This is a genomic window from Rhodopseudomonas pentothenatexigens, assembly GCF_900218015.1.
Classification (GTDB): Bacteria; Pseudomonadota; Alphaproteobacteria; order Rhizobiales; family Xanthobacteraceae; genus Rhodopseudomonas; species Rhodopseudomonas pentothenatexigens.
Genome location: NZ_UFQQ01000018.1, coordinates 53,615 through 79,388, shown reverse-complemented (window position 1 = coordinate 79,388; position 25,774 = coordinate 53,615). Strand labels below are relative to the sequence as shown.

Annotated in this window: 23 protein-coding genes; 13 read left to right on the top strand and 10 right to left on the bottom strand. The window is 66.4% G+C overall.

What is annotated here, in order from left to right; genetic code table 11:
- Positions 1–65: 65 nt before the first annotated feature.
- A complete protein-coding gene (locus DWA33_RS17300; RefSeq protein WP_114359567.1) occupies positions 66–1,244 on the top strand; it encodes a DUF3095 domain-containing protein in 1,179 nt (392 codons plus the stop codon).
- On the opposite strand, the gene DWA33_RS17295 is transcribed toward DWA33_RS17300, so the two are convergent.
- Together DWA33_RS17295 and DWA33_RS17290 are read right to left on the bottom strand one after the other, a co-directional pair.
- Positions 1,234–1,677 (bottom strand): DUF2147 domain-containing protein, encoded by a 444-nt coding sequence (locus tag DWA33_RS17295; RefSeq protein ID WP_114359565.1) that lies wholly within the window; start codon positions 1,675–1,677, stop codon positions 1,234–1,236. The genes DWA33_RS17300 and DWA33_RS17295 overlap by 11 nt on opposite strands.
- A 132-nt stretch (positions 1,678–1,809) precedes the next feature.
- Positions 1,810–3,183: an MATE family efflux transporter gene (locus DWA33_RS17290; protein ID WP_114359563.1), complete on the bottom strand. Its 1,374-nt coding sequence runs from the start codon at positions 3,181–3,183 to the stop codon at positions 1,810–1,812.
- Positions 3,184–3,459: 276 nt separating this feature from the next.
- On the opposite strand from DWA33_RS17290, the gene DWA33_RS17285 reads away from it, so the two are divergent.
- From DWA33_RS17285 to crcB, 3 genes are all read left to right on the top strand, one after another.
- On the top strand, positions 3,460–4,695 hold the full coding sequence (locus tag DWA33_RS17285) for an MFS transporter (RefSeq protein WP_114359561.1): 1,236 nt from the start codon (positions 3,460–3,462) through the stop codon (positions 4,693–4,695).
- Between the two features lie 200 nt (positions 4,696–4,895).
- Positions 4,896–5,492 carry a superoxide dismutase gene (locus tag DWA33_RS17280; RefSeq protein ID WP_114359559.1) on the top strand — a complete coding sequence of 199 codons (597 nt, stop codon included), beginning with the start codon at positions 4,896–4,898 and terminating at the stop codon, positions 5,490–5,492.
- 151 nt (positions 5,493–5,643) lie between these two features.
- Positions 5,644–6,018, top strand: coding sequence for a fluoride efflux transporter CrcB (gene crcB / locus DWA33_RS17275; RefSeq protein WP_114359557.1), 375 nt, complete (start codon positions 5,644–5,646; stop codon positions 6,016–6,018).
- Positions 6,019–6,164: 146 nt separating this feature from the next.
- Here crcB and DWA33_RS17270 read toward each other — a convergent pair whose 3' ends face one another.
- Positions 6,165–6,653 carry a CinA family protein gene (locus DWA33_RS17270; RefSeq protein ID WP_114359606.1) on the bottom strand — a complete coding sequence of 163 codons (489 nt, stop codon included), beginning with the start codon at positions 6,651–6,653 and terminating at the stop codon, positions 6,165–6,167.
- A gap of 299 nt (positions 6,654–6,952) precedes the next feature.
- Between DWA33_RS17270 and DWA33_RS17265 the strand changes: the two genes are divergently transcribed.
- The gene (locus DWA33_RS17265) at positions 6,953–7,108 is read left to right on the top strand and encodes a DUF1127 domain-containing protein (protein ID WP_244601329.1); all 156 of its coding nucleotides are present in this window, start codon (positions 6,953–6,955) and stop codon (positions 7,106–7,108) included.
- Between the two features lie 12 nt (positions 7,109–7,120).
- Here DWA33_RS17265 and DWA33_RS17260 read toward each other — a convergent pair whose 3' ends face one another.
- Positions 7,121–7,864: a sulfite exporter TauE/SafE family protein gene (locus DWA33_RS17260; protein WP_114359555.1), complete on the bottom strand. Its 744-nt coding sequence runs from the start codon at positions 7,862–7,864 to the stop codon at positions 7,121–7,123.
- A gap of 143 nt (positions 7,865–8,007) precedes the next feature.
- On the opposite strand from DWA33_RS17260, the gene DWA33_RS17255 reads away from it, so the two are divergent.
- Entirely contained in the window at positions 8,008–9,795 is a 1,788-nt protein-coding gene (locus DWA33_RS17255) for an acyl-CoA dehydrogenase family protein (RefSeq protein ID WP_114359553.1), read from the top strand.
- 134 nt (positions 9,796–9,929) lie between these two features.
- On the opposite strand, the gene DWA33_RS17250 is transcribed toward DWA33_RS17255, so the two are convergent.
- The 6 genes from DWA33_RS17250 to DWA33_RS17225 form a co-directional block, all read right to left on the bottom strand.
- Complete coding sequence (locus tag DWA33_RS17250; RefSeq protein ID WP_114359601.1) at positions 9,930–11,402, bottom strand: amidase; 1,473 nt, start codon at positions 11,400–11,402, stop codon at positions 9,930–9,932.
- A 440-nt stretch (positions 11,403–11,842) separates the two neighbouring features.
- Positions 11,843–12,667, bottom strand: a complete 825-nt coding sequence (locus tag DWA33_RS17245; RefSeq protein WP_114359550.1) for a hypothetical protein — start codon at positions 12,665–12,667, stop codon at positions 11,843–11,845.
- Between the two features lie 111 nt (positions 12,668–12,778).
- Positions 12,779–12,952: a DUF1328 domain-containing protein gene (locus DWA33_RS17240; RefSeq protein WP_114359549.1), complete on the bottom strand. Its 174-nt coding sequence runs from the start codon at positions 12,950–12,952 to the stop codon at positions 12,779–12,781.
- Positions 12,953–13,060: 108 nt separating this feature from the next.
- Positions 13,061–13,597: a PRC-barrel domain-containing protein gene (locus tag DWA33_RS17235; RefSeq protein WP_244601328.1), complete on the bottom strand. Its 537-nt coding sequence runs from the start codon at positions 13,595–13,597 to the stop codon at positions 13,061–13,063.
- A 122-nt stretch (positions 13,598–13,719) separates the two neighbouring features.
- The gene (locus tag DWA33_RS17230) at positions 13,720–15,261 is read right to left on the bottom strand and encodes an acyl-CoA synthetase (RefSeq protein WP_114359547.1); all 1,542 of its coding nucleotides are present in this window, start codon (positions 15,259–15,261) and stop codon (positions 13,720–13,722) included.
- Positions 15,262–15,448: 187 nt separating this feature from the next.
- Complete coding sequence (locus DWA33_RS17225) at positions 15,449–16,624, bottom strand: acetyl-CoA C-acetyltransferase (protein ID WP_114359546.1); 1,176 nt, start codon at positions 16,622–16,624, stop codon at positions 15,449–15,451.
- Positions 16,625–16,755: 131 nt separating this feature from the next.
- Between DWA33_RS17225 and DWA33_RS17220 the strand changes: the two genes are divergently transcribed.
- The 7 genes from DWA33_RS17220 (at position 16,756) to DWA33_RS17190 (ending at position 25,685) form a co-directional block, all read left to right on the top strand.
- Entirely contained in the window at positions 16,756–17,433 is a 678-nt protein-coding gene (locus tag DWA33_RS17220) for a TetR family transcriptional regulator (RefSeq protein ID WP_114359545.1), read from the top strand.
- A gap of 456 nt (positions 17,434–17,889) precedes the next feature.
- Positions 17,890–18,648 carry an SDR family NAD(P)-dependent oxidoreductase gene (locus DWA33_RS17215; RefSeq protein WP_013503496.1) on the top strand — a complete coding sequence of 253 codons (759 nt, stop codon included), beginning with the start codon at positions 17,890–17,892 and terminating at the stop codon, positions 18,646–18,648.
- Positions 18,649–18,870: 222 nt separating this feature from the next.
- Positions 18,871–19,677 (top strand): enoyl-CoA hydratase/isomerase family protein, encoded by an 807-nt coding sequence (locus tag DWA33_RS17210; RefSeq protein WP_114359544.1) that lies wholly within the window; start codon positions 18,871–18,873, stop codon positions 19,675–19,677.
- Positions 19,678–19,726: 49 nt separating this feature from the next.
- Entirely contained in the window at positions 19,727–21,601 is a 1,875-nt protein-coding gene (locus DWA33_RS17205) for an AMP-binding protein (RefSeq protein WP_114359597.1), read from the top strand.
- Between the two features lie 171 nt (positions 21,602–21,772).
- A complete protein-coding gene (locus DWA33_RS17200) occupies positions 21,773–22,897 on the top strand; it encodes an acyl-CoA dehydrogenase family protein (RefSeq protein WP_114359543.1) in 1,125 nt (374 codons plus the stop codon).
- Positions 22,898–23,012: 115 nt separating this feature from the next.
- The gene (locus tag DWA33_RS17195; RefSeq protein ID WP_114359595.1) at positions 23,013–24,260 is read left to right on the top strand and encodes an acyl-CoA dehydrogenase; all 1,248 of its coding nucleotides are present in this window, start codon (positions 23,013–23,015) and stop codon (positions 24,258–24,260) included.
- A 180-nt stretch (positions 24,261–24,440) separates the two neighbouring features.
- A complete protein-coding gene (locus tag DWA33_RS17190; RefSeq protein ID WP_114359542.1) occupies positions 24,441–25,685 on the top strand; it encodes an acyl-CoA dehydrogenase in 1,245 nt (414 codons plus the stop codon).
- Positions 25,686–25,774: the final 89 nt, after the last annotated feature.

Below are 25,774 nucleotides of genomic sequence, written 5' to 3'. Positions count from 1 at the left end.
CGTTCGCAACCGATCAGGCTTGCGGACGGACCTCATCGCGATCCAATCGAGGAGAGCCGGGCGGTATGAGCGCAGGCGACAGTGGTGATTTCTACGACGGCGTCGCGGTGTTTCGAGGCTTTGGCAGCCTGATGGACCCGTCGCTCTATGTGCCGCTGCCGGACGATTGGATCATCGGCGTCGCCGATATCGTCGACTCCACCCGCGCGATCGCCGAGCAGCGCTACAAATCCGTCAATATGGCCGGGGCGGCGGTGATCGCGGCGGTGACCAACGCACTCGAGGGCCGCGAATTCCCGTTCGTGTTCGGCGGCGACGGCGCCGGCTTCGCGGTGGCGCCGGCTGACGTGGCTGCGGCCCGTGACGCGCTGGCGGCGACGGCGGCCTGGGTGCGCGACGAGCTCGACCTGACGATGCGGATCGCGCTGGTCCCGGTCACGGCGATCCGCGCCAACGAGCTGGAAGTCCGCGTCGCCCGCTTCGCGCCGTCGCCGCACGTCAGCTACGCGATGTTCGCCGGCGGCGGATTGGGCTGGGCCGAAGCGGCGATGAAGCGCGGCGAATTCTCGATCCCGCCGTCGCCGCGCGGCACGATGCCGGACCTCTCCGGCCTGTCGTGCCGGTTCGAGGAAGTGCCGGCGCGGCGCGGCGTCATCCTGTCGGTCCTGATCGTACCGACCGCGCAGGCCGATGACACGGCCTATCGCTCGCTGATCGAAGACATTGTGGCCCTGGTCGAACGCAGCCCGGAGGCGGGACGGCCGGTGCCGAGCGAAGGACCCGGCTTGCGCTGGCCGCCGCGGGGCTTCGACCTCGAGGCGCGCACCGGGCGCGGCGGATCGCTGGCGATGCGCCGCGCCGGCCTGCTGGTCCGGACGCTGTTCAGTTATCTGATCATCCGCCTCGGCATCACGGTCAGCGGCTTCGTGCCGCGACGCTATCTGGCCGAACTGGCGGACAACTCCGACTTCCGCAAATACGACGACGGCCTGCGCATGGTGGTCGACTGCGCGCCGGAGCTCGCCGCCGCGCTCGAACACAAGCTGGCAGCGGCGCAGGCCGCGGGGGTCGCGCGCTACGGCGTGTCGCGGCAGCAATCGGCGATGGTGACGTGCTTCACGCCGTCGGTGGCGCGCAGCGATCACGTGCATTTCATCGACGGCGCCGGCGGAGGCTATGCGTCCGCAGCGCTGGCCCTGAAGGCGTTGCCCGGCGAGCGCCGCGGCGCGCCGCTCAGCGCGTGAGCGTCCAGGTCTCGCCGCCGCACAGCGTGCCGACGCAGCCTTCGACCAGCAGCGTGGTTGGGCCGGTGTGCGAGATGCTGCTCTCGTAGGTCTTGCCGTCGTCGGCGTTGTAGATGTGGCCGCTCCATTTGCCCTGCGACACCGGGCGCATGTCGCCGAAGATCTGCAGGCCGACGATCGGCCGCGAGGCGAGCTGCGGATTGGCGTTCTTGTCGTCGACCTGCGGCTGGCCGGTGTTCGGATCGGTCGGCTGCTTCAGCCAGACGATGGTGCCGCACAGCGCATTGCCGCAGCTCTTGATCCGCACTTTGGCGTCGCCGGCCTGAGTCAGCCAGGTTCCCTGCGGGCCGGCCGATTGGGCGGTCGTCCCTGTGGGCGACAGCGACACCAGGGCAGCCAGGGCAGCAACGACGAAACCAGACCGAACGGCCATTCCATACCTCCAAACGATACGCGCGGGGAGCCGCGACCAGCATTCAGAAGCAGTGCGGCGGGCGGTTGGATAACAGAGCGCCCGATTCGTGCAATCGTGTGACCCCCGCTGCGCGTCGTGGATAAATCCGATTCACTTGACCCAGCGTGTCAGGTGGATCGCGGCGGCGCTGCCGAGGCCATAAACCACCATGGCGACCGCCACCATCGCGAACATCGCCGACGCCGGCGCCCCGAAGGCGACCAGCGCGGCGCCGCCGACGGCCACCAGCACCAACCTCGCGGTCGCGGCCAGCACCGGGCCGCCGACCTTGGCGGCGCCCTGGCTGGCGAAGTACAGCGTCACACCGAGGCCGAAGAATCCGAAGCCGGGGCCGGCGAGGTGGAAGTAGGCATGCGCCGCCGCAGTGACGGCCGGGTCGGTGGTGAACAGCGACACCCATAGCGACGGCCAGATCGCCAGCACGCCACCGACCGCTCCGACGATCAATGCGGAGACCGCGCCGGCGGTCCAGGCCACGCGCCGCGCCCGTACGATGTCGCCGGCGCCGACCGCCATTCCGACCATCGGGATCGAGGCGACGCCGACCGCGAACGCGATCGGGATCAGCAGGAATTCCAGCCGCGAGCCGATGCCGTAGCCGGCCAGCGTCGCGGTGCCGTAGCTCGCCAGCACCTTGGTGAAGATCAGGATCGTCAGCACTGATTGCAGCGGCGCAAGGCAGGCGAGCGCACCGACCTTGAGGATGTCGGTGAGAATCGGGCGCTGCAGACGAAACGACCGCAGGTGCAGCCGCAGCCGGCTGCGGCCGCTGATCAGATAGATCAGCAGAAACACTGCGCCGACCGTAAAGGCGATCGTCTGGCCCGAGGCCACGCCGGGCATGCCGAGCCGCGGCATGCCGAACAGGCCGAGGCCCAACGCGCCGCCGATCACCACCTGCAGAGCCGCGACGCCGAGCAGCACCGCGGACGGCAGGATCATGTCGCCGGTGCCGCGCAGGATCGAGGCGAGCGTGTTCACCAGCCAGATCGAAACCGCGCCGGAGAACAGCACGACCGAATAGCTGCAGGCCTGCTCCAGCACTTCGCCGCGGCCGCCGAGCAGTGCGAACAGCGAGCGGCCGAACGTCAGCATCACCAGCGTGAACAGCAGGCCGCCGCCGATCCCGATCAGGATCGCATGCAGCGCCAAGACGCCGGCGCGGAGCGGATCGCCGGCACCGAGCGCACGGCTGACCGCAGACGACACGCCGCCGCCCATCGCGCCGGCCGACATCATCTGCGTCAGCATCGCGAACGGAAACACCAGCGCGATCGCCGCCAGCGGTTCGGTGCCGAGCCGGCCAATGTACGAAGTCTCGGCCACCGCCACCAAAGCGGTGCCGAGCATCGCGATGGCATTGGGCGTCGCCAGCCGCAGCAGTGTCGGCAGGATCGGCGCGGTCAGCAGCCGGTTCGGCGGCGGTGCGGGCAGCGGCGCGTCGGCGGGTGCTTCGATGGTCATGCGGTCGCTCCCCGGATCCCGCCTCGCGTCGGCGAGGCGGTCTTTTTGTATTATGATCAACATACAATAAACGGGAGCGCCCGCCGTGCACAAGCGCCGGGGCGTTGCGCCGCGCGCGGGCGTGACGGCGTCCGGCGCAGGGCTCGATCCGGCGATGGTTCGGCCCCGTCACCCCTGCATCTTGCGCAGAACCAGGATACCGCCGGCACGGATGGTCAAATCTCCCAAACCAGGGCATGAAGACGAATAAATATTCTCCGGGGAAGGAATTGGCTCATGAAGGCTGCTCAGCTCAGTCCGTTTCAGCGCTGGTCGATCCTGATCGGCGCCTCGGTGCTGCTCAGCCTCGCGATGGGCATGCGCCAGAGCTTCGGGCTGTTTCAGCCCTCGGTGATCCGCGACGTCGGTATCACCAGCGCCGACTTCTCCTTCGCCACAGCGCTGCAGAATATCATCTGGGGCGTCACCCAGCCGATGGTCGGCCTGCTCGCCGATCGCTACGGCACCCGCTGGGTGATGCTGGGCGGCGTCGTGGTCTATGCGGCCGGACTCGTCCTCATGATGGTGGCCGACTCGGCCTTGATGTTCACGCTCGGCTGCGGCGTCTGTGTCGGCATTGCGCTGTCGTGCACCGCCTCCAGCATGACCATGACGGTGACGTCACGTACCGTGTCGCCGGCCAAGCGCAGCGTGGCGATGGGCGCGGTCTCGGCTGCCGGCTCGCTCGGCCTGGTGCTGGCCTCGCCGCTGGCGCAGACGCTGATCTCGACCGCCGGCTGGCAGATGGCGCTGATCGGCTTTCTCGGCCTCGCAGCGGCGATGCTGCCGTCGGCGCTGTTCGCCGGCCGTGCCGACAAGCTGGAGATCGAAAAGGCCGACGACGTCAAGCAGTCGGCCGGCGAGGTGGTGCAGGCCGCGCTCGGCCATTCCGGCTTCGTGGTGATGGCGATCGCGTTCTTCGTCTGCGGCCTGCAGCTGGTGTTCATCACCACGCATTTGCCGAACTATCTGGCGATCTGCGGCCTCGATCCGTCGCTCGGCGCCTCGGCGCTGGCGGTGATCGGCCTGTTCAACGTGTTCGGCTCCTACGCGTTCGGCTGGCTCGGCGGCAAATTCCCCAAACAGTATCTGCTCGGCGGCATCTACATCGTGCGTTCGCTGACGGTCGCGGCGTATTTCTATTTCCCGGCGTCGGCGGGCTCGACCCTTGTGTTCGCCGCCATCATGGGGTCGCTGTGGCTCGGGGTAATCCCGCTGGTCAACGGCCTGGTCGCGCAGCTGTTCGGGCTGCGCTACATGGCGACCCTGACCGGCATCGCCTTCCTCAGCCATCAGGTCGGCTCGTTCCTCGGCGCCTGGGGCGGCGGGGTGATCTACGACCATCTCGGCAATTACGATCGGGCCTGGCAGGCGGCGGTGCTGATCGGGCTGATCGCCGGCTGCGCCCAGATGCTGATGAACGTCCAGCCGCCGCGCAAGCGCGACGAGCTGGTGGTGCCGGCGACGGCCTGATCCGGGCCGCGGGCGCCGGTCGTACCTCGACGGTACGGTCGCCCGCAAGCGGTAAGCCATTCATGCCGCAGCGGTATTGGCTGCGGCGCTGGCGCTGCGTCACGCTGTTGCAAGTTAGAATAGATATTGGGTCCAGGACGGGAACCTTTTATAAGAGTTCCCGTTAAGACGACGTCCCCCACCCATCGTGGAAATGCATCATGACCTTCACGCTTCCCGAATTGCCGTATGCCTACGACGCGCTGCAGCCGTACATGTCGAAGGAGACACTCGAATATCACCACGACAAGCATCATCAGGCGTATGTCACCAACGGCAACAACCTGCTGAAGGGCACCGAATTCGAGGGCAAGTCGCTCGAGGAGGTGGTCAAGGGCTCGTTCAATAAGAACGCCCCGCTGTTCAACAACGCCGCCCAGCACTACAACCACATCCACTTCTGGAAGTGGATGAAGCCGAACGGCGGCGGCACCAAGCTGCCCGGCGCGCTGGCCAAGAAGATCGACGAGGATCTCGGCGGCTTCGAGAAGTTCAAGACCGATTTCGCCGCCGCCGGCGCCGGCCAGTTCGGCTCGGGCTGGGCTTGGCTCGCGGTCAAGAACGGCAAGCTCGAAATCTCCAAGACCCCGAACGGCGAGAATCCGCTGGTGCACGGCGCCGTCCCGATCCTTGGCGTCGACGTCTGGGAGCACTCCTACTACATCGACTATCGCAACCGCCGCCCGGACTACCTGAAGGCGTTCGTCGAGAATCTGATCAACTGGGAGTACGTCGAGGAGATGTACTCGAAGGCCTGATCACGGCGCCGCGAGCGCTGGTCGGAAGCGGCGGTCGCGGTGCGGCCGCCGTTTCTTTTGGCAGCGGCGCCCGGCGATGCGGCTTGCGGTCGCACCCCGGCTGCTGCAAGAACGAATTCACGGCGACGATCGGATACGGAGCAATTCTCGGATGGCCTATCTCGTGGTGTTCGTAGGCGGCGGCCTCGGCGCAATGCTGCGCCACTTCATCAACACCTTCAGCGGCCGGCTGCTCGGCACCGCGTTTCCCTACCACACCTTCTTGATCAACGTGACCGGCTCGATCGTGATGGGGCTGATCGCCGGCTACTTCGCGTTCAAGGGCGGCTCGTCGCAGCACTTCCGGCTGTTCCTGATGACCGGCATCCTCGGCGGCTACACCACGTTCTCGGCATTCTCGCTCGACGCGGCGCTGCTGTACGAACGCGGCGCGATCGGGCTGGCGGCGCTGTACGTGCTCGGCTCGGTGGTGCTGGCGATCGCCGGGCTGTTCGCTGGGCTGGCGCTGGTCCGCGCGATCACCTGATGCTGCGCGTCATTGCGAGCGGAGCGAAGCAATCCAGGAGCTGCGGGCGCTGACCCCTGGATTGCTTGGTCGCTACGCTCCTCGCAATGACGCGGAGAATCTTTGACCTCAGTTGCCGACTTTCGTGCGAGGGTGCCGAGCCGCGCTCAGCTCGACATCGTGTGCAGCAGGAACGTGAGCGCGGTGGCGGCGAACACCTGCATGTTGTCGACGCGGTCGGCGCTCGCCGTCTCCAGCGTCATCACCGCCTGCTGCGGCCCGGCCACGGCGATGCAGGTGTGGCCGGCGGCATCGCCGTAGCGATTGCCTGAGGGGCCTGCGGCGCCGGTCTCCGACAGCGCCCAGTCGGCGCCGAGCCGGGAGCGGATCTGTTTCGCCAAAAGCTCGGCATAAGGCTCCGACGACGACCGCATGCCCTCCACCTTCATGTCGGCATCGGGAATGTCCATCAGCACGCGCCGCGCCTGCCGGGTATAGACCACCGCCGAGCCCAGGAAGTACGCCGAGGCGCCGGGCACGGCGAGCAGCGCCGCGGCGATCAAGCCGCCGGTCGACGACTCGGCCACCGCGATGGTCTGCTTCTGCGCGATCAGCCTGAGCGCGACCTTTTCCGCCAGCGGCAGCAGCTCGTTCATCATTGGATCGCCCCGTGTTGGCGGTCGCCGGCAGTCTGCGCGTGACCGTTCGGATCATCGGCGAATCGGCGCTCGCCTCGCGCTTACGAGACAGAACTGCCGGGGCTCCGGCAAGCTGATCTTGCGCCGTCGGCAGGCCGGCGGAGGCCATGAGATTATCTCAGCGATCCCGGCGGAAATGTCGTTTGTGGCCGGACCCTGCCGGGGCGGATACTTCGCGCCGGTACGACATGTCCGGGAAGGCTGCGATGTCGACGTGCTCAGACTGCGCGACCATCGATCGGCGCCGGAGCAGAGGTGTGTGGGCTCGGCTCGGCGCGACACTCGCGCTGTGGCGCAGGCGGCGGAGCGGGCGCACCGACCTCGCCGGTTTCTCCGCGCGCGAATTGCGCGACCTCGGCCTGTCGCGCGGTGACATGATCCACGAGACCGCCAAGCCGTTCTGGCGCGCCTGATCGCTCGGCAGCTCAATGCAGCGCGGCGAGGCTGCTCCATACCAGGCTGACGCCGGAGAGAAACAGCAGCGCCAGCACCACGTTGCGGAACGAGCGGTCGCTCAGCGCGTGATAGGTCCGGGCGCCGAGCCAGGCGCCGATCAGGATCGCGGGCAGCGCGAACAGCGCCGCCTGCAGCACCTCGCGCGTCACCAGCCCGTGTGCGGTCTGCAGGATCAGCGCGGCGATCAGCACCGTGGAGTTGAACGCCTGAAACACGCCGCGGCGCTGATGCTTGTCCCAGCCACGGATGCTCGCCCACAGGATCGGCGGCGGGCCGGACAGTCCGGCGAAGCCGCCCATCACGCCACCGATCCAGCCGATTACGCCGTCCATCCAGCGACCGCCGAACGTCAGCGCCATCGGCGGGGTGAAATACAGCGCCGGCGGGAAGATCAGCAGGAACAGGCCGACGAACAGCTTGAAGCCCCACGGGTCGGCATAGGCCACCAGGATGCTGCCCGGGATCACCCCGGCGAGACCGCCGACCAGGAACGGCGTCACCAGCTTGAAATCGATGTGCTGCCACACCATCCGCATCGTCGACGCCTGCGAGGCCATCGAGCACAGCAGCACCAGCGGCACCGACAGCGTCGGCGGGAAGACGTACAGCCAGAACCCCAGCGACACCAGCGCCATGCCGAAGCCGGACAGGCCGGAGACGAAGCCGCCGCACAGCGCGCCGGCGATCAGGACAATGAGGGTAGTTAGTTCCATCGGCGTCGATGCGGCTGCGCAATTCCGCCGGGCGGAACCCGTCGCGCGTCCTTGGATGATTGTGGTGGCGGGCAGCTTTGTGCAGGCTGCGGTTCGGGCTTATAGCATCTGACAGGCCCCGAAGAGCAAAATAAGAGTTGCACATGTTGGCAGGAAACAAACAAGCCGCCGCGCCCGCGGCCAAGCCCGGCAACGCCGCGAATCTGATCGCGCCCGATACCACCGGACTGAATTTCTATCGCGCCGATCCGTCGCTCGCCGATCTGCTCCGCATCCATCTGCCGACAGCGCTGGTCGATCACATCGAGCCGCATCTCGATGCGCTCGGTGCGCTGGCCGGCGGCCGGCTCGACGACTGCGCGCGGCTCGCCGATCGTCACACGCCGATTCTGCATCAGCGCGACCGGTTCGGCCGCGACGCGCAATCCGTCGAGTACCACCCGGCGTATCGCGAGCTCGAGAACGCCGCGTTCGGCACCTTCGGGATCCACGCGCTGTCGCACCGCAAGGGCATCATGGGCTGGCCGGAAGTTTATCCGGTGACCGCGAAGCACGCATTCACGCTTTTATTCAACGAGACCGAATTCGGCATGGGCTGCCCGATCAACGTCACCGACGGCTGCGCCAAGCTGCTGTCGAAATTCGGTAGCGCCGAATTGAAGGCGAAATATCTCGACGGCCTGACCCAGACCGACATGACGCTGCTGACGCAAGGCGGTCAGTTCATGACCGAGAAGGAAGGCGGCTCCGACGTCGGCACGCTGACTTCGGTGGCGGTGCCGGAAGGCGATCACTGGCGCCTGTACGGCGAGAAGTGGTTCTGCTCCAACGCCGACGCCAAGGTGGTGATGCTGCTGGCGCGGCCCGAGGGTGCCGGGCCCGGCACCCGCGGGGTCGGCCTGTTCCTGATGCCGCGCTTTCTCGACGACGGTTCGCAAAATCACTACCGGATCGTGCGTCTGAAGGACAAGCTCGGCACCCGCTCGATGGCGTCGGGCGAGATCAAGCTCGAAGGCGCGATCGCCTACGCGGTCGGCAAGCTCGACCGCGGCTTCGTGCAGATGGCCGAGATGGTGAACTCGTCGCGGCTGTCGAACGGCGTCAAGTCGACCGCCTTGATGCGGCGTGCCTGGCACGATGCGATCACCGTGGCGAACAACCGCGTGGTGTTCGGCAGCCGGATCGTCGATTTGCCGCTGGCGCGGCGGCAATTGATGAAGATCCTGCTGCCGACCGAGCAGGGAATGTCGATCAGCTTCCTCACCGCCGACGCGCTCGACCGCGCCGAGGGCGGCAGCCAGGACGCTGCGGCGCTGCTGCGTATTCTCACGCCCACGCTGAAATTCCGTGCCACCCGCGATGCGCGCAAAGTCTGCGGCGACGCGCTCGAGATGCGCGGCGGCATCGGCTATGTCGAGGAATTCGCCACCGCCCGGCTGCTCCGCGACGCGCATCTCGGCTCGATCTGGGAAGGCACCGGCAACATCGTGGCGATCGATGCGCTGAAGCGCGCGATCGGCCGCCACGGCGCAGAGTCGGCGCTCGCCGCCGATCTGCACGCCCGGCTCGACGACGCGGCACGCGTGCCGCAGGCGTGGCGCGACCGGCTGCGCGGGCTGATCGACCGCTCGATCGGCTTCGCCCGCGATGTGGCGCGCAGCAGCGAGAACGAGGCCGACGCCCGCCGCGCAACTAGCGCGCTGTATCATGTCGCCAGCGCGGTGGCGTTCGCCTGGGAAGGCGCGCGGATCGGAGCGATGCGCGGCGACGCCCGCCGCGTGCTGCTGTCACGGCTCGCAATCCAGCATCGGCTGTATCAGCCCGATCCGTTCGCCCATCAGGACGGCAGGCTCGAACTCGCGATCGCCGATCACCTGCTCGGCGACCGCGCCGCCACCATGGAGGAGATCGCGCCGCTGCTGACGGCGTAGTGTACGAGGTCTGAAATCTCTTCCCGTCATTGCGAGGAAGCGAAGCCGACGAAGCAATCTAGCGCTGTGCTCGGGCTCTGGATTGCTTCGCTTCGCTCGCAATGACGACGGATTGTGGTGACCTTCGTCGCGAACTAATCGACAAATGCCTTCGGCGGCGTGAAGCCGCCGAACTCGCGTTCGATCAGTTCGGCCAGCTTCAGCGGCGTGCGGTCTTCCAGCCACGGGCCGACGATCTGCACGCCTACCGGCAGGCCGTCGTCCGACATCCCCACCGGGATCGCGGTCGACGGCAGGCCGGGCAGGGTGGCGATGCCGGGCCACACCAGCTGATCGACATAGGGATAGGCCTTGCCGTCGATGTCGATGCGGCGGTCTTCCTGCGGCTCGGAGTGATCCTGGGTGTAGGCCGGCGTCGGCATTACCGGGCAGATCACCGCGTCGAACGATTTGAACAGCGCGTGCCATTGCGCCCGCAGCCCGGTGCGGCGCGAATCCGCACTCACCCAGTCGCGGTGGCTGAGCACGACGCCACGCAGCCGCTCGGCGGCAAGGCTGTCGTCCTTGGCGTCGAGCTGCGCGGCCATCGCCTGCGCACCGGCGTAGTCCGCCGGCGCCCAGCCGGCGGCGAGGAACGACAGCAGCATCCGCATGTACAGCCGCGAGGTCTCGGCGAGATCCGGCAGCAACGGCGAGGAGCGGGCGACGCTGACGCCGGCCTTGGTCAGGCCGCCCGCCAGCGTCTGCAGGGCGCCGTGCACCGCTGCGCCGGTCGGCAGCAGCGGATGGGTATCCAGCAGCAGAACCCGGAAATCCTTCAGTGCGGTATGCCGGGCGGCCGGCAGGTCGAGCCGGTAGGCGATGCCGTCGAAAATCGGATCGGGGCCGGCGATGACGTCGAGCAGCAGCGCCAGATCTGCGGCCGAACGTGCCATCGGCCCGATCACCGACAGGTCGCGATTGGACGGCAGCGGCGGAAACGGCGGCGGGGTGTGGCCGCGCGCCGGGCACAGCGCGAAGGTCGGCTTATGGGCGTAGACACCGCAATGAAACGCCGGCACCCGCAGCGAGCCGCCGATGTCGGAGCCGAGCGACAGCGCGCCGTAACCGGCCGCGAGCGCGGCCGAGGACCCGCCGGACGAGCCGCCGGGCGTGCGCGACAGATCGAACGGATTGTTGGTGGTGCCGTAGATCTCATTGTAGCTCTGCCAGTCGGCGAGCGCGACCGGCACGTTGGTCTTGCCGAGGATCACGCCCCCGGCGGCCTTGACGCGCTCGATCGCCAGCGCGTCGTGCTCCGCCACGAAGTCTTTCTGCTCGACGAAGCCCCAGGTGGTCGCCAGCCCGGCGACGTTGAAGCTCTCCTTCACCGTCATCGGAATCCCGAGCAGCGGCTCGCGACCGCCGCGCGACAGCGCCAGGTCGGCGGCGCGAGCGCTCTGCAGCGCGCGGTCGAAGTCGCGGACGCACACCGCGTTGATCTTGTCGTCGTGGCGCTCGATTCGCCCGATCGCGTCCTGCGCGAGTTCGACGGCGGAAACTTGCTTCGCCTTCAGGGCGGCGGTGAGGTCGGTGACGGTCGCGAAGCTCCAGGGCGAGGCGGGCAAGGTGGCTTTCTCCGGGTTCGAGGCGAGCAATGAGCGGCGCGGAGCTTAATCGGTTCTCGGTTCACCGGTAGTGGCTTGCGACGCTGCCCCCCGTGCATTGCGGTATCTCTGCGACAATTTCCGCCCAACGAGATATTCTTGACCTGCGTCAAAGATCGTTGCACGAATAGCTTGTTCGATACCCGTAGTGGTAGTGTTGGCCGAGACGAGGCATTCCGCGATTGATGATTTGCGGACGCGATCGGTTGGCCGAGACCAATGCAGTGATCGCTGCCGGTGAGATCGAGCGGTCGCGACAGGATGAATTCCCGCCAGCCGACGAGCGTCGGCGCTGCGGCGGGCCGAGTCTCCCTTGACTAAAAGCTCCGGCGGTACCGGAGCTTTCTTTGTCTCTGGGGATGAGCTTCTGCCAGTCGAATGCAAACCGCCGCGGCACGGCGTCAGCCGCGGAAATCCTGCGGAGTAAAGCCGATATCGAGCACCCGCCATTCGCGGTACTTGTCGGCCGGCAGCATGGTATAGGGCTGGCACGCTTCCAGCGCGGCGATTGCCCCCTTCATCAGCGCCGGGCCTTTGGCCGAGGCGCTGGCCTCGATCAGGAACGGCTCCTGGGCGAGCCGGCCGTCCGGCGTCAGTCCGACCCGGATCACGATCTTGACGTTGTCGGAAGGCGACAGCCCCGCCGGCAGCGCGGCGCAGGCTCTCAGCCGCTTGCGCAAGGCCGCCACCGCTTCGGCGCTGATATTGGCAACGGTCTCGGCCGGCGCGTCGAAGCCGCCGCCCTCTGCGGGCAGGCCGAGCGCTACCGAATATTTCACGGTGATGTCCGGCTCCTGCGGAATCGCCGGCGGGAACGCGGCCGCGGCTTGCGGCGCCGGCTGAGGCTGAGGCGCGGGCTGGGCCTGCTGCGGCGGAGGCGTTTGCGCCTGTGCGCTCTGCGGCGGCTGCTGCGGCGCGGGTGGCGGTGGCTTAGTCTCGGCCGGCTGCTGCTGGGCGGCGGGTGCCTGCTGCTGCGGCTTGGGCTCTTCAGCCGGCGTCTGCGACACCTCGAAATTCGGCGTCGGCTGTTCGACCGGTTTCGGCTCCGGCTGAGCCTCCGGCACCGGCGGGGCCTCGTCCGCGGTCACCACCTCGACCTCGATCCGCTGCTCCGGCACTTCGGCGAACGGGTGCACCTCGGCGAGGAGCAGCACCGCGCCGACCAGCACGACATGGGCCAACACGGAAACGGCGACGTCGGCACGAAGCGGAATACGGAGCGTCATGAGCACCGGACACGGACAATGGAGCCGCCACCATACCGTGCCCGGCGGGTTCGCGGGACTCCTGATGTCGCGGCGGCGTTGCGTCCGGTCGCAGGCCTGCGGACCGGCGCGTCAGAACACCACTTCGCCGGCCAGCAGGGCCATCACCAGAAACAGCACGAAGATCGCGACGGCGATGAAGAACAGCCATTTGGCGATCCTGGCCGAGCCCGCGGCGATCCCGGTGAAACCGAAGAAGCCGGCGACCAGCGACACCACGAAGAAAATCAAAGCCCATTTCAGCATACGAAGGTCTCCACCCGATTGGCTTCTCGAACCACTCGCGGCGGCGCGCTCTCGGAGCGCCGGCCGCTCGGCGGCGCGAGCGACCACCGAGGTCGCTCCACCGCCGCGCTACTTGTTCGCCCGGTAGGTGAATTTCGGCGCGTTCTTGAGATTGTCCTTGGAGGTGTCGACGAACGCCCGCCAGGTGCCGTTGCGGTCGTTGAGCACGATCGTCGACGGATCGACCGCGACGTAGCTCTCGCCGAGGCCGAGGAAGCCGCCGACGCTCACCACCACGGCCGAAATCGTCCGGCCGCCGTCGATCACCAGGTCCTGGATCTCGCCGAGCTGCTCGTTCTGATTGTTGTAGACGTTGATGCCGATCAGCTTGGAGCTGGTCAGATCGGCGGGTTTGACGGTCGCGTATCGGATCGCGAGCGTCGCCGAGTCGGCAACGCGGATGCCCTGGCTCGACGACGTCACCGCGCCGGTCGTGGTCCGCGAGGCGTCGCCGGCCGCGCCGGTGTCGGTCTGCGCCTGCGCGCCCGCGGGCCGCGGTGCGGTGGCGCCGGGCGGATTGTTGGACGCCGCCGGTGGGGTCTGGGCGTAGGACGCACCGGTCATAGTCGCCAGGGCAACGGCGCCGATGCACAGCTTCTTGATCATCTGCTTCTCCTCCACGAATGAGCGGTGCAAATGCCGGCTGCAGTCTCCGGCATTCGTGGAGGCAAACAGGCTGCGCAGTGGACGGTTCCTGTCGGAAGTTCTCCGCGCCGATCGTGCGGCGGCTACGCCGCCGAAGCCTTGGTCCAGTAGCGATCCTTCAGATGTCGTTTGACCAGCTTGCCGGTCGGGGTGCGCGGCAGTTCGGCCTCGAAATCGACCGAGCGCGGGCACTTGATCGGCGACAGCCGTTCGCGGCAGAACGCGATCAGCTCGGCCGCGCGTTCGCTGCTGGCTGCGACACCTTCGCGCAGCTGCACCACCGCTTTCACCTCTTCGCCCATCTCGGCGTTCGGCACGCCGAACACCGCGACGTCGGCGACGTCGGGATGGGTCAACAGAACGTCCTCGGTCTCCTGCGGATAGATGTTCACCCCGCCGGAGATGATCATGTAGCTCTTGCGGTCGGTGAGATACAGGAAGCCCTCGGCATCGAGATAGCCGACGTCGCCGAGCGTCGACCAGCCCTTGTCGTTGTACGCCTTCTTGGTCTTGTCCGGATCGTTGTGATAGCTGAACGCCGGCGCGTCGGCGAAATACACCGTGCCGATGTCGCCGGTCGGCAGCTCGTTGCCGTCGTCGTCGAGGATCTTGATCACGCCGACCACCGCCTTGCCGACCGTGCCGCGATGCGTCAACCATTGCTGCGACGTCGACACCGTGACGCCGTTGCCTTCGGAGCCGGCGTAGTACTCGATCAGGATCGGTCCCCACCACTCGATCATCTTGGCCTTGACGTCGACCGGGCAGGGCGCGGCGGCGTGGATCGCGCCCTTCAGCGACGACACGTCGTAGCGGCTGCGGACCTCCTCGGGCAGCTTCAGCATGCGCACGAACATCGTCGGCACCAGCTGCGACTGCGTCACCTTGTACTTCTCGACCAGCGCCAGGAACTGCTCGGCGTCGAAATGCTCCATGATGATCGAGGTGCCGCCGAGCGTGGTCGCCATCATGTTGAAGCGCAGCGGAGCGGCGTGATACAGCGGCGCCGGCGACAGATAGATGCTGCCGTCGTTCATGCCGCACATCTTCTCGCACAGCAGGCGCAGGAACGGGCTCGGCACGTCGATGGCATTGCCTTCGAATTCGCGCTTGATGCCCTTCGGCCGCCCGGTGGTGCCGGACGAATACAGCATGTCGTAGCCGGCGACCTCGTCGGCGATCGGCGTGGTCGGCTGTGCGGCGATTTCCTGCTCCCAGGAGCGGAAGCCGGTGGTCGGCGGATCGACCATGTAATACAGCGGCGCGCCCGGCGCGTCCGACAGCAGCGACTTCATCGTCTCGCTGCCCTGCGCGGAGGTGATCACCACCTTGGCGCCGCAGTCCTGCACGATGTAGCCGATCTCGTCCTTGGTCAGATAGCGGCTGATCGCGGTGTAGTACAGGCCCGAGCGCTGCGCCGCCCAGCAGATCTCCATGAACTCCAGCCGGTTTTCCATCAGCAGCGCGATGTGATCGCCGGCCTTCAGCCCCAGCGAGCGGAACAGCTGCGCACCCTGGTTGGAGCGCTCGTCGAGCTGCCGATAGGTCATGGCCTGACCGGTCGAGGCCATCCGGTAGGCGACCTTGTCGGGATTGGTCTTGGCGTGAATCGACGGATGGGTCATGGGAATTCCCTCTCGGTGATGCGGCGGATTGTTTCCGCTCTGTCTGGCACTGAACCTCAGGGTGAGGAGCGCGCCGTCAGGCGCGCGTCTCGAACCATGAGGGTATTGGGCTCATCCTTCGAGACGCCCGGCTCAGCCCTTCGGGCCGTGCCGGGCTCCTCAGGATGAGGTCTGCTGCTTGTTGTCTTTACAGCCGTTCGACGATGGTGACGTTGGCCATGCCGCCGCCTTCGCACATCGTCTGCAGGCCGTAGCGCTTGTTGTTCTGCTTCAGCGCGTGGATCAGCGTGGTCATCAGCTTGGTGCCGGAGCCGCCGAGCGGGTGGCCGAGCGCGATCGCGCCGCCGTTGACGTTGAGCCGCGCCGGATCGGCACCGGTCGCCTTCAGCCACGCGGTCGGGATCGACGCGAACGCTTCGTTGACCTCGAACAGGTCGATGTCGTCGATCTTCATCCCGGCCTTCTTCAGCGCGTATTCGGTGGCGGGCAGCGGAGCTTCCAGCATGATCACCGGATCGCCGCCGCGCATCGTCATGTGGTGGATTCGCGCCAGCGGCTGCACGCCGAGCTGCTTCAGGCCCTTCTCGTTGACCACCACGACGCCGGAGGCGCCGTCGCAGATCTGGCTGGCGGTCGCCGCGGTCAGCTTGCCGCCGTTCTCGTTGATCAGCTTGACGCCCTTGATGCCGTCCAGCGTCGCGTCGAAGCGGATGCCTTCGTCGATGTGGTGGATGTCGGTCGAGCCGTCGGCACGGGTGATCTCGAGCGGGATGATCTCGTCCTTGAACTTGCCGGCTTGCGTCGCGGCGATCGCGCGCTGGTGGCTGTTGAACGCGAATTCGTCGAGCTCGTCCTTCGACAGATTGTACTTGTTCGCCACCATCTCGGCGCCGGTGAACTGGCTGAACTGGATGTTCGGGTAGCGCTCTTCCATCTTCGGGCTCTTGTAGTTGCCGAGCCCGGCCTTGGCGGCGAGGATGCTCGGCGAGCCCATCGGCACGCGGGTCATCGACTCGACGCCGGCGGCGATCACGATGTCCATGGTGCCGGCCATCACCGCCTGTGCGGCGAAATGCAGCGCCTGCTGCGACGAGCCGCACTGCCGGTCGACCGAAGTGCCCGGCACGCTTTCCGGCAGCTTCGAGGCCAGCACCGCGTTGCGGCCGACATTGACGGCCTGCTCGCCGCCTTGGCCGACGCAGCCCATGATCACGTCTTCGATCTGATCCGGCGCGGCGCCCGAGCGGTCGACCAGCGCATTGATGACGGAGGCGGCGAGATCGACCGGATGCCAGCCGGCGAGGCGGCCTCCCTTGCGGCCGCCGGCGGTGCGGGCGGCGGCGACGATATAGGCCTCGGCCATGAGTTTTCTCCCTGAAGCTGATTGTTGGGTGCGGGTTTCGGACCGCGGCGATTTAAGTGGCGGGGCCGGATTTAGTCAATCGATCAATTAACGCTTGAGCCATGTCAAACGATGCTGTAAGTCCGACGGCAATGGCAGCGCATCTCCACCATTCTGTAGCTACCAAGGTACCGGCGGTGAAGAATTCCACCGCCGAGAAGCTGTTGGTTGCGGCGGGCGAACTGATGATCGAGCGCAACTCGGTCGAGATCTCGCTGGCCGATATCGCGCAGAAGTCCGGCGTCAACGCCGCGCTGGTGAAGTATCACTTCGGCAACAAGGACGGTCTGCTGCTCGCGTTGCTCGAGCGCGACGCCGCCAACGAGATGACACATCTCGATTTCCTGCTGACGCAGCCGCTGTCGCCGACCACCAAGATGAAGCTGCACATCGCCGGCATCATCAAGGCCTATCACCAGTTTCCGTATCTGAACCGGCTGATCCACTATCTGCTGCACGGTTCGAACCGCGAAGCCGCCGACGAGGTCACCAAGTTCTTCGTCGGTCCGCTGCTCGACTTCCATCGCCGGCTGCTCGCCGAGGGCGTCGCCAGCGGCGATTTCCGCGAGGTCGATCCGGTGCTGTTCTACACCACGCTGATCGGCGCCTGCGATCACCTGTTCTTCGGCCGGCAGACCATGATGCGCGCTGCCGGCGTCGGACCGGTGACCGAAGAAGTCTGCCGTGCCTATGTGGTGCACATCGAAAAGATCGTCCTCGGCGGGTTGCTGACGAACAAAGCGCGTCAGCCCTCCGCCGACGGCTCCTGAGCTAACAACAAGAAGAAACGACCCCACCCAACTTCAGAGACCTTCCAATCCAGACCCGGGACAAGCCAAGGAAATCCGAACAACAACAATAACGCCCAAGGACCAGTTCACGGAACCTGCCCGTCAGAAGGCAGGCGGAATGGAGCTTCAGGCACCCCCGGGACATTGTTCGTGTCTCTATAAGAAGAAAACGCCAGGAAACGCCCAAGCAATCTGTCGGAACGCGAGCTCAACGAAACGCCACCCAGGGAGAGACCTCGAACCGGATCGGGAGCGGCCTACGTCGCGCCTTTTGCCGGCCACAACCATCGGGGAAACGCCCAAGGGGCTGTTGAAGGCCCGGACCAACAGCGCAATAACCACACGGGACGCATCGGCCCGACCGCTCGTAAAAGGCGGCGAGCGGTGTCGTCCGAGACCAGGCTTCAAGAAAGCGCCCAAGGAAAGGGATATCCAATGCAGTTGAAAGACGTCTCCGTTCTCATCACCGGCGGTGGTTCGGGGCTCGGCGCCGCGACCGCGCGGGCGATGGCCGCCAAGGGCGCCAAGGTCGCCGTGCTCGACATGAACAAGGACAACGCCGAGAAGGTCGCGGCCGAGATCGGCGGCGTCGCCTGTGTCGGCGACGTGTCGCAGGAAGCTCCGGTCAAGGAAGCGATCGCCAAGGCCGAAGCCGCGCACGGCATCGTCCGCGTGCTGGTGAACTGCGCCGGCATCGGCGGCGCGGTGAAGACCGTCAGCAAGAACGGCGCCTATCCGCTCGACCACTTCTCGCGCATCATCAACGTCAACCTGATCGGCAGCTTCAACTGCATCCGGCTCGTCGCCGAGCGCATGCAGAGCGCGCCGACCATCGGCGAAGAGCGCGGCGTCTGCATCAACACCGCCTCGGTCGCGGCGTTCGACGGTCAGATCGGCCAGGCCGCTTACTCCGCCTCGAAGGGCGGCATCGTCGGCATGACCCTGCCGGTGGCGCGCGACCTCGCGTCGATGAACATCCGCGTCATGACCATCGCGCCGGGCCTGTTCCTCACCCCGCTGCTGATGGGCCTGTCGGAAGACGCCCGCAAGAGCCTCGGCGCCCAGGTGCCGCATCCGGCCCGCCTCGGCGATCCGTCGGAATACGCCTCGCTCGCGGTGCAGATCGTCGAGAACCCGATGCTGAACGGCGAGACCATCCGTCTCGACGGCGCCATCCGCATGGCGCCGCGCTAAACGCGCACTTCTCACCCTTTCGATTTCGGGAGAGGGTGAGTCTTCGATCTCCGCCGCGTGTAGTTCGTGATAGATTGACGATCTCTCGCGCGGCGGAATTCGAAGCGCGCAGGACTGTTTCTTTCCCTGTATTTGGGAGGGGAGCGACTATCGCCGGAACGGCGATCCGACTAAACGTCGCAGCAGCGGCGTATAAGAACAAGAATTGACGGGAGTGACGGCGTGACCGAGGCCTTGCTGGTCGATCATCGTGACGGGGTCGATTGGGTGACGCTCAATCGGCCGGACAGCCTCAATGCTCTCGATCCCAGCCTGATCGATGCGCTCAACGATTATTTCGGCCGGCTGCAGCGCGACCGCAAGACCCGCGTCGTGGTGCTGAAGGGCGCGGGCGCCAATTTCTGCGCCGGCCTCGATCTCAAACACGCGATGGCGCGTCGCGCCGGCGAGAACGCCACGCCCGGCGTCACCGAGTCGCTGGATTCGCAGCGCCGGATCGCCGACATCGTGATGCTGATGCGGCGCTGCCCGCAGCCGATCATCGCGCTGATCCGCGGCGCCGCGGCCGGCGGCGGCTTCGCGCTGGCGCTGGCTTCCGACGTCCGGATCGCAGGCCGCAGCGCACGAATGAACTGTGCGTTCATCAAGCTCGGCCTCGGCGGCTGCGACATCGGCACCAGCTACTTTTTGCCGCGCCTGGTCGGCGTCTCGGTGGCGTCCGAGCTGATCCTCACCGGCCGCTTCATCGGCGCCGAGCGCGCGCTGATGACCGGGCTCGTGTCCGAACTGGTGGAAGACGATCAGCTCGAAGCCGCGGCGCAGCCGTTCGTCGATGCGATGATGGCGGCGTCGCCGGTCGGTTTGCGGCTGTCGAAGGAGTGCCTCAACATGGCGGTTGATGCCGGCTCGATCGAGCAGGTGATCGCGATGGAAGATCGCAATCAGGTACTGTGTTCGCGCTCGGAGGATTTCAAGGAAGGCGTCGCCGCGTTCCTCGAGAAGCGCAAGCCGGTCTACGGCAATCGCTGACCAATCAACGTTGGCCCGGCAAGAGGCCGAAACGACGGGAGACGAAAACATGACTGCCAGCGCAGCCGCGGTGCTGACCAAGCCGCCCTTCCGCAAGGTGAACTGGCTGCCGCGCGAGATCGAGGTCGATCGCCGCGAGGGCGGCGTCATCGTGATGAAGTCGCGTTTTCCGCTGATGGACCACGATCCCGACCTGCCGATGGCGCTGGCGAAGTGGGCGAAGCAGCGTCCCGATCACGTCTGGCTGGCGCAGCGCAAGGGACAAGACCGGCAGTGGCGCAAGGTAAGTTATGGCGCGGCCAAGCGCATCGTCGACTCGCTGACCCAGGCGCTGCTCGACCTGAAGCTGCCGGAAGGCCGGCCGCTGACGGTGCTGTCCGGCAATTCGATCGAATTCGCGCTGATGATGATGGCGGCGATGCAGGCGCGGATTCCGACCGCGCCGGTGTCGCCTGCGTATTCGCTGATGAGCCACGATCACCTCAAGCTGAAATATCTGTTCGACCTGGTGAAGCCGGCGGCGGTGATGGTGCAGAACGGCGCGCCCTTCACCAAGGCACTGCACGCGCTGGATCTGACCGGCGTCACGGTGATTCACGTCGAGGGGACGGCCGACGGCATCCCCAGCCTGTCGTTCGACGAGATGGCGGCCACCAAGGTGACGCCCGACGTCGAAGCCTCGATCGCGAAGATCACGCCGGACACCGTCGCCAAGTTCCTGTTCACCTCCGGCTCGACCGGGATGCCGAAGGCGGTGATCAACACCCAGCGCATGATGTGCGCCAACGCCGCGATGATGATGCAGGTGCGGCCGCGTGATCCCAACGGTCCGCCGCCGGTGCAGCTCGACTGGATGCCGTGGAATCACACCATGGGCGGCAACGCGGCGTTCAATCCGCTCTTGATCGAGGGCGGCACGCTGTACATCGACGACGGTCGGCCGGTGCCGGGCCAGATCGAAGAGACGCTGCGTAATTTGCGTGAGATCTCCCCGACCTACTACGCCAACGTGCCGGCCGGCTACGCGGCGCTCGCCAGCGCGATGGAGAAAGACGACGCGCTGTGCCGGTCGTTCTTCAAGGACATGCAGCTGATGGCCTATGGCGGCGCGCGATTGCCCGACGATCTTTACGAACGGATGCAGGCGCTGGCGGTGCGTGCGACCGGGCATCGGCTGGTGTTCTACACCGGCTGGGGCTCGACCGAGACCTCGCCGACTTCGACCGGCACCTATTGGGACACCGAGCGTGTCGGCCTGATCGGACTGCCGTTCCCCGGCGTCGAATTGAAGATGCTGCCGGTCGGCGACAAGTACGAATTGCGGCTGCGCGGTGTCAATGTGATGCCGGGCTATCATGGCCAGCCGGACCTCACCGAGAAGGCGTTCGACGAAGAAGGCTTCTACAAGATCGGCGACGCCGGGGTGTTCGTCGATCCGAACGATCCGGTGAAGGGCATCATCTTCGCCGGCCGCGTCGCCGAAGACTTCAAGCTGATGACCGGCACCTTCGTTCACGTCAGCACGGTGCGCACCGACTCGATCGCTGCCGCAAGCCCGGTGATCCAGGACGCGCTGGTGGCCGGACAGGACCGCGCTTACATCGCGCTGCTGGCGTGGCCCAATCTCAACGCCTGCCGGGTGATGATCGGCGATCCGAATGCCAGCTTCGAGGACGTGGTCAAGCATCCGGCGGTGCTCGCCGCGCTGCGCGCCGGCCTCGAGAAGCACAACCGCGAGGTCGAGGGCGCCAGCTCGATGCGGATCGCGCGCGCGATGCTGATGGTCGAGCCGCCGTCGATCGACGGCAACGAACTCACCGACAAGGGCTACATCAACCAGCGCGCCGGCCTCGAACGCCGCGCCGCATTGGTCGAGCGGCTGTATGCCGAACATCCGGACCAGGATGTGATGGTGCTGCAGTGAGACATTTGAACAACCCATCGTTCGTCATTCCGGGATGCGCCGCGCAGCGGCGCAGGCCCGGAATCCATACTCCCTGCGGTGGTTATGGATTCCGGGCTCGCGCTCCGCGCGCCCCGGAATGACGAACTCTGAAGAAATCAGTCAACACCTAACAACCAACGAGACACGCCCATGAATTTCGATTTCTCCGACGATCAGAAGCAACTGCGCGATCAGGCGCGGCGGTTTCTTGCCGAGAAGTGCTCGCCGAAGGCGGTGCGTGCCGTGCTCGAAGGCAAGGCGGACTACGACCGCGACCTGTGGAAGGGCCTCGCCGAGATGGGCTTCCTCGGCGTCGCGATTCCGGAGGAATACGGCGGGACCGGTGCGGGCCACCTCGAGCTCTGCGTGATTGCCGAGGAGCTCGGCCGCGTGCTGGCGCCGGTGCCGTTCTCGTCGACCGTGTATCTGGCCGCCGAAGCGCTGCTGCTCGCCGGTTCGGAAGAGCAGAAGCAGAAGTGGCTGCCGAAGATCTCGTCTGGCGAGGCGATCGGCACGCTGGCGCTGTTCGAAGGCACCGGCAATCCGTCGCCGGCCGCCGTCAAGCTCGCGGTGTCGAACGGCACGCTCACCGGCACCAAGAAGCCGGTCGCCGACGGCGCGATCGCCGACTTCGCGATCGTCGCGGCGCGCACCGGTACCAGCGGCCGCGAGACCGACGTGTCGCTGTTCCTGGTCGACCTGAAGGCCGGCGTCACCGCCAAGGCGTTGCAAAATGTCGATCCGTCGCGGCAGCAGGCCGAACTGACCTTCGCGGGCGCCAAGGCCGAGCCGCTCGGCGCGGCCAATGAAGGCTGGAGCATCCTGTCGCGTGTGATGGACCGCGCCGCGGTGCTGATCGCGTTCGAACAGGTCGGCGGCGCCGACCGTGCGCTGGAGATGGGCCGCGACTACGCGCTCGACCGCATCGCCTTCGGCCGGCAGATCGGCTCGTTCCAGGCGATCAAGCACATCCTCGCCGACATGTACGTCTCGGCGACGCTGGCGCGTTCGAACTCCTATTACGGCGCCTGGGCGCTCTCGACCGATGCGGCCGAGCTGCCCGAGGCCGCGGCCTCGGCGCGGATCAGCGCCACCCAGGCGTTCCAGCACTGCGCCAAGCAGAACATCCAGGTGCACGGCGGCATGGGCTTCACCTGGGAATTCGACTGCCATCTGTACTATCGCCGCGCCAACGCGCTGGCGCTCAGCCTCGGCAGCCAGTCGTATTGGGAAGATCAACTGATCGACCGGATGCGCCAGAAGAACGCGGCGTAACGACGGCTCTGTAGGATGGGTTGAGCGTCAGCGAAACCCATCTTTCGCCTTCACTTCGTCGATGGGTTTCGCTTCGCTCAACCCATCCTACGAGGACGCTTTCGAGGATGACCCGATGAACTTCGACGATACCCCGCAGGAAGCCGAATTCCGCGCTCAGGCGCGTGCCTGGATCGACGCCAACGCGCCGAAGCAATACGAGGACGAGCTGCGCAAGGCGTCGCTCGGCCGCGTCGTGCTGAAGGGCGCCAATATTCTCGAGGTCGCCAAGGCCTGGCAGAAGAAGAAGGCGGATGCCGGCTGGGCCGTGCCGCATTGGCCGAAGGAATATGGCGGCCGCGGCGCCTCGCCGATCGAGCGCGTGATCTGGCAGCAGGAAGAGGGCGTGTTCGGCAAGCTGACGGCGATGTTCATCATCGGCCAGGGCATGTGCGGACCGACCATGATGGCCTACGCGTCGGAAGAGCAGAAGCGGCACTACCTGCCGCCGCTCGGTTCCGGCGAGAAGGTGTGGTGCCAGTTGTTCTCCGAACCCGCCGGCGGCTCCGACGTCGCGGGTCTGCGCACGCGCGCCGAGAAGGACGGCGACGACTGGGTCATCAACGGCCAGAAGATCTGGACCTCCGGCGCGCACTATTCAGACTACGGCATCCTGATCACCCGCACCGACCCGACCGTGCCCAAGCACAAGGGTCTGACGATGTTCTTCCTCGACATGAAGAGCGAAGGCGTCGAGGTGCGGCCGATCAAGCAGGCCAACGGCAATTCCGACTTCAACGAGGTGTACTTCACCAACGTGCGGATTCCGGACAGCCAGCGGCTCGGCGAAGTCGGCGACGGCTGGAACGTGTCGCTGACGACGCTGATGAACGAGCGGATGTCGATCGGCGCCAATGTCGCGACCGGCTTCCCCGAGCTGTTCGACTACTGCTCGTCGCTGACGCTCGACGGCGCGCCCGCGCTCGACGACCGCGCGGTGCGTTCGAAGCTCGCGAACTGGGCGGTGAAGGCCAGCGGCCTGCGCTACACCTCGTTCCGCTCGATCTCGGCGCTGTCGAAGGGCCAGCGTCCGGGCCCGGAAAACTCGATCGGCAAGCTGGTCGCCGGTTCGATGATCCAGGAAGTCGCGATGTACGCGCTCGACCTGCAGGGCGCGGCGGGGGTGCTCAGCGGGCCTGAAGACGCGGAGGTTGCCGGCAAGTTTCAGGCGATGCTGCTGCGTTCGCCGGCGACCCGCGTCGAAGGCGGGACCGACGAGATTCTGCGCAACATCATCGCCGAGCGCGTGCTCGGCCTGCCGGGCGACATCCGGGTCGACAAGGACGTGCCGTTCAACCAGATCCCGACCAAAGGGCGGGCGTAGCAACATTGTAGGATGGGTTGAGCGCAGCGAAACCCATCGACCCGCAGCGCGAGTTTTGGATGGGTTTCGCAACAGCTCAACCCATCCTACCGACGAGACCAGTCTCATGGTTCGCGACGCGCGCGATGCGCGCTCCTCACCGTGAGGGCCTAGACAAGAACAAAGTGACGAGAGGCTGAGATGAATTTCGACGATACCCCGCAGGAAGCCGAGTTCCGCGCTCACGCTCGCGCGTGGATCGATGCCAACGCGCCGAAGCAGTACGAACAGGAACTGACGAAGTCCGGCCTCGGCCGCATCAGCCTGAAGAACGCCGACATCGTCGAGGTCGGCAAGGCGTGGCAGAAGAAGAAGGCCGAAGGGGGCTGGGCCTGTCTGACCTGGCCGAGCGAATACGGCGGCCGCGGCGCGACGCCGATCGAGAAGGTGATCTGGCAGCAGGAAGAGGGCGTTTACGGCAAGCTGACCCAGCCGTTCCAGATCGGCGAGGGCATGTGCGGCCCGACCGTGATGGCTTACGGTGCCGAGGAGCACAAGCGCCGTTACTTGCCGAAGCTCGCCTCTGGCGAAGAGATCTGGTGCCAGCTGTTCTCCGAGCCGGCCGGCGGCTCCGATGTCGCGGGTCTGCGCACCCGCGCCGAGAAGGACGGCGACGACTGGATCATCAACGGCCAGAAGATCTGGACATCGGGCGCGCACTACTCGGATTACGGCCTGCTGATCACCCGCACCGACCCGAATGTGCCCAAGCACAAGGGACTCACCATGTTCTTCCTGGACATGAAGAGCCCCGGCGTCGAGGTGAAGCCGATCAAGCAGGCCAACGGCATGCAGGAATTCAACGAGGTGTTCTTCACCAACGTGCGGATTCCGGACAGCCAGCGGCTCGGCGAAGTCGGCGACGGCTGGAACGTGTCGCTGACCACGCTGATGAACGAGCGCATGTCGATCGGCGCGCGGCTCGCCACCGGCTTCCCGGAAATTTTTGCGTTCTGCAACGATCTGGTCACCGAGAACGGCCCGGCGATCGACGATCCGGCGGTGCGCAGCAAGCTTGCGAACTGGGCGGTCAAGGCCAGCGGCCTGAAATACACCTCGTATCGCTCGATCTCGGCGCTGTCGAAGGGCCAGCGGCCCGGCCCCGAGAACTCGATCGGCAAGTTGGTGGCCGGCCCGATGCTGCAGGACATCGCGGCGTTCGCGATGGATCTGGAAGGCGCGGCGGGCGTGTTCACCGATCCGGCCGAGGCCGAAGCCGGCGGCAGCTTCCAGGCGATGCTGCTCGGCTCGCCGTCGATGCGGATCGCCGGCGGCACCGACGAGATCCTGCGCAACATCATCGCCGAACGCGTTCTCGGCCTTCCCGGCGATATCCGGGTCGACAAGGACGTGCCGTTCAACAAGATCCCGACCAAGGGGCGGTGACGCGATCATCAACCACGGGCCGTCATTCCGGGGCGCGAGCGAAAGCTCGAGAACCCGGAATTCCGAAGTTGTTCGATTGCCGGCGCCAC

Bases quoted from the DNA above. Each gene is read 5' to 3' on its own strand.
- DWA33_RS17200 (WP_114359543.1), top strand. From the start codon at position 21,773: ATGAATTTCGATTTCTCCGACGATCAGAAGCAACTGCGCGATCAGGCG.
- DWA33_RS17255 (WP_114359553.1), top strand. From the start codon at position 8,008: ATGTTGGCAGGAAACAAACAAGCCGCCGCGCCCGCGGCCAAGCCCGGC.
- DWA33_RS17190 (WP_114359542.1), top strand. From the start codon at position 24,441: ATGAATTTCGACGATACCCCGCAGGAAGCCGAGTTCCGCGCTCACGCT.
- DWA33_RS17220 (WP_114359545.1), top strand. From the start codon at position 16,756: ATGGCAGCGCATCTCCACCATTCTGTAGCTACCAAGGTACCGGCGGTG.
- DWA33_RS17240 (WP_114359549.1), bottom strand. From the start codon at position 12,952: ATGCTGAAATGGGCTTTGATTTTCTTCGTGGTGTCGCTGGTCGCCGGC.
- DWA33_RS17270 (WP_114359606.1), bottom strand. From the start codon at position 6,653: ATGAACGAGCTGCTGCCGCTGGCGGAAAAGGTCGCGCTCAGGCTGATC.
- DWA33_RS17245 (WP_114359550.1), bottom strand. From the start codon at position 12,667: ATGACGCTCCGTATTCCGCTTCGTGCCGACGTCGCCGTTTCCGTGTTG.
- DWA33_RS17295 (WP_114359565.1), bottom strand. From the start codon at position 1,677: ATGGCCGTTCGGTCTGGTTTCGTCGTTGCTGCCCTGGCTGCCCTGGTG.
- DWA33_RS17290 (WP_114359563.1), bottom strand. From the start codon at position 3,183: ATGACCATCGAAGCACCCGCCGACGCGCCGCTGCCCGCACCGCCGCCG.
- DWA33_RS17280 (WP_114359559.1), top strand. From the start codon at position 4,896: ATGACCTTCACGCTTCCCGAATTGCCGTATGCCTACGACGCGCTGCAG.
- DWA33_RS17300 (WP_114359567.1), top strand. From the start codon at position 66: ATGAGCGCAGGCGACAGTGGTGATTTCTACGACGGCGTCGCGGTGTTT.
- DWA33_RS17195 (WP_114359595.1), top strand. From the start codon at position 23,013: ATGAACTTCGACGATACCCCGCAGGAAGCCGAATTCCGCGCTCAGGCG.
- DWA33_RS17260 (WP_114359555.1), bottom strand. From the start codon at position 7,864: ATGGAACTAACTACCCTCATTGTCCTGATCGCCGGCGCGCTGTGCGGC.
- DWA33_RS17285 (WP_114359561.1), top strand. From the start codon at position 3,460: ATGAAGGCTGCTCAGCTCAGTCCGTTTCAGCGCTGGTCGATCCTGATC.
- DWA33_RS17235 (WP_244601328.1), bottom strand. From the start codon at position 13,597: ATGATCAAGAAGCTGTGCATCGGCGCCGTTGCCCTGGCGACTATGACC.
- crcB (WP_114359557.1), top strand. From the start codon at position 5,644: ATGGCCTATCTCGTGGTGTTCGTAGGCGGCGGCCTCGGCGCAATGCTG.
- DWA33_RS17205 (WP_114359597.1), top strand. From the start codon at position 19,727: ATGACTGCCAGCGCAGCCGCGGTGCTGACCAAGCCGCCCTTCCGCAAG.
- DWA33_RS17230 (WP_114359547.1), bottom strand. From the start codon at position 15,261: ATGACCCATCCGTCGATTCACGCCAAGACCAATCCCGACAAGGTCGCC.
- DWA33_RS17225 (WP_114359546.1), bottom strand. From the start codon at position 16,624: ATGGCCGAGGCCTATATCGTCGCCGCCGCCCGCACCGCCGGCGGCCGC.
- DWA33_RS17215 (WP_013503496.1), top strand. From the start codon at position 17,890: ATGCAGTTGAAAGACGTCTCCGTTCTCATCACCGGCGGTGGTTCGGGG.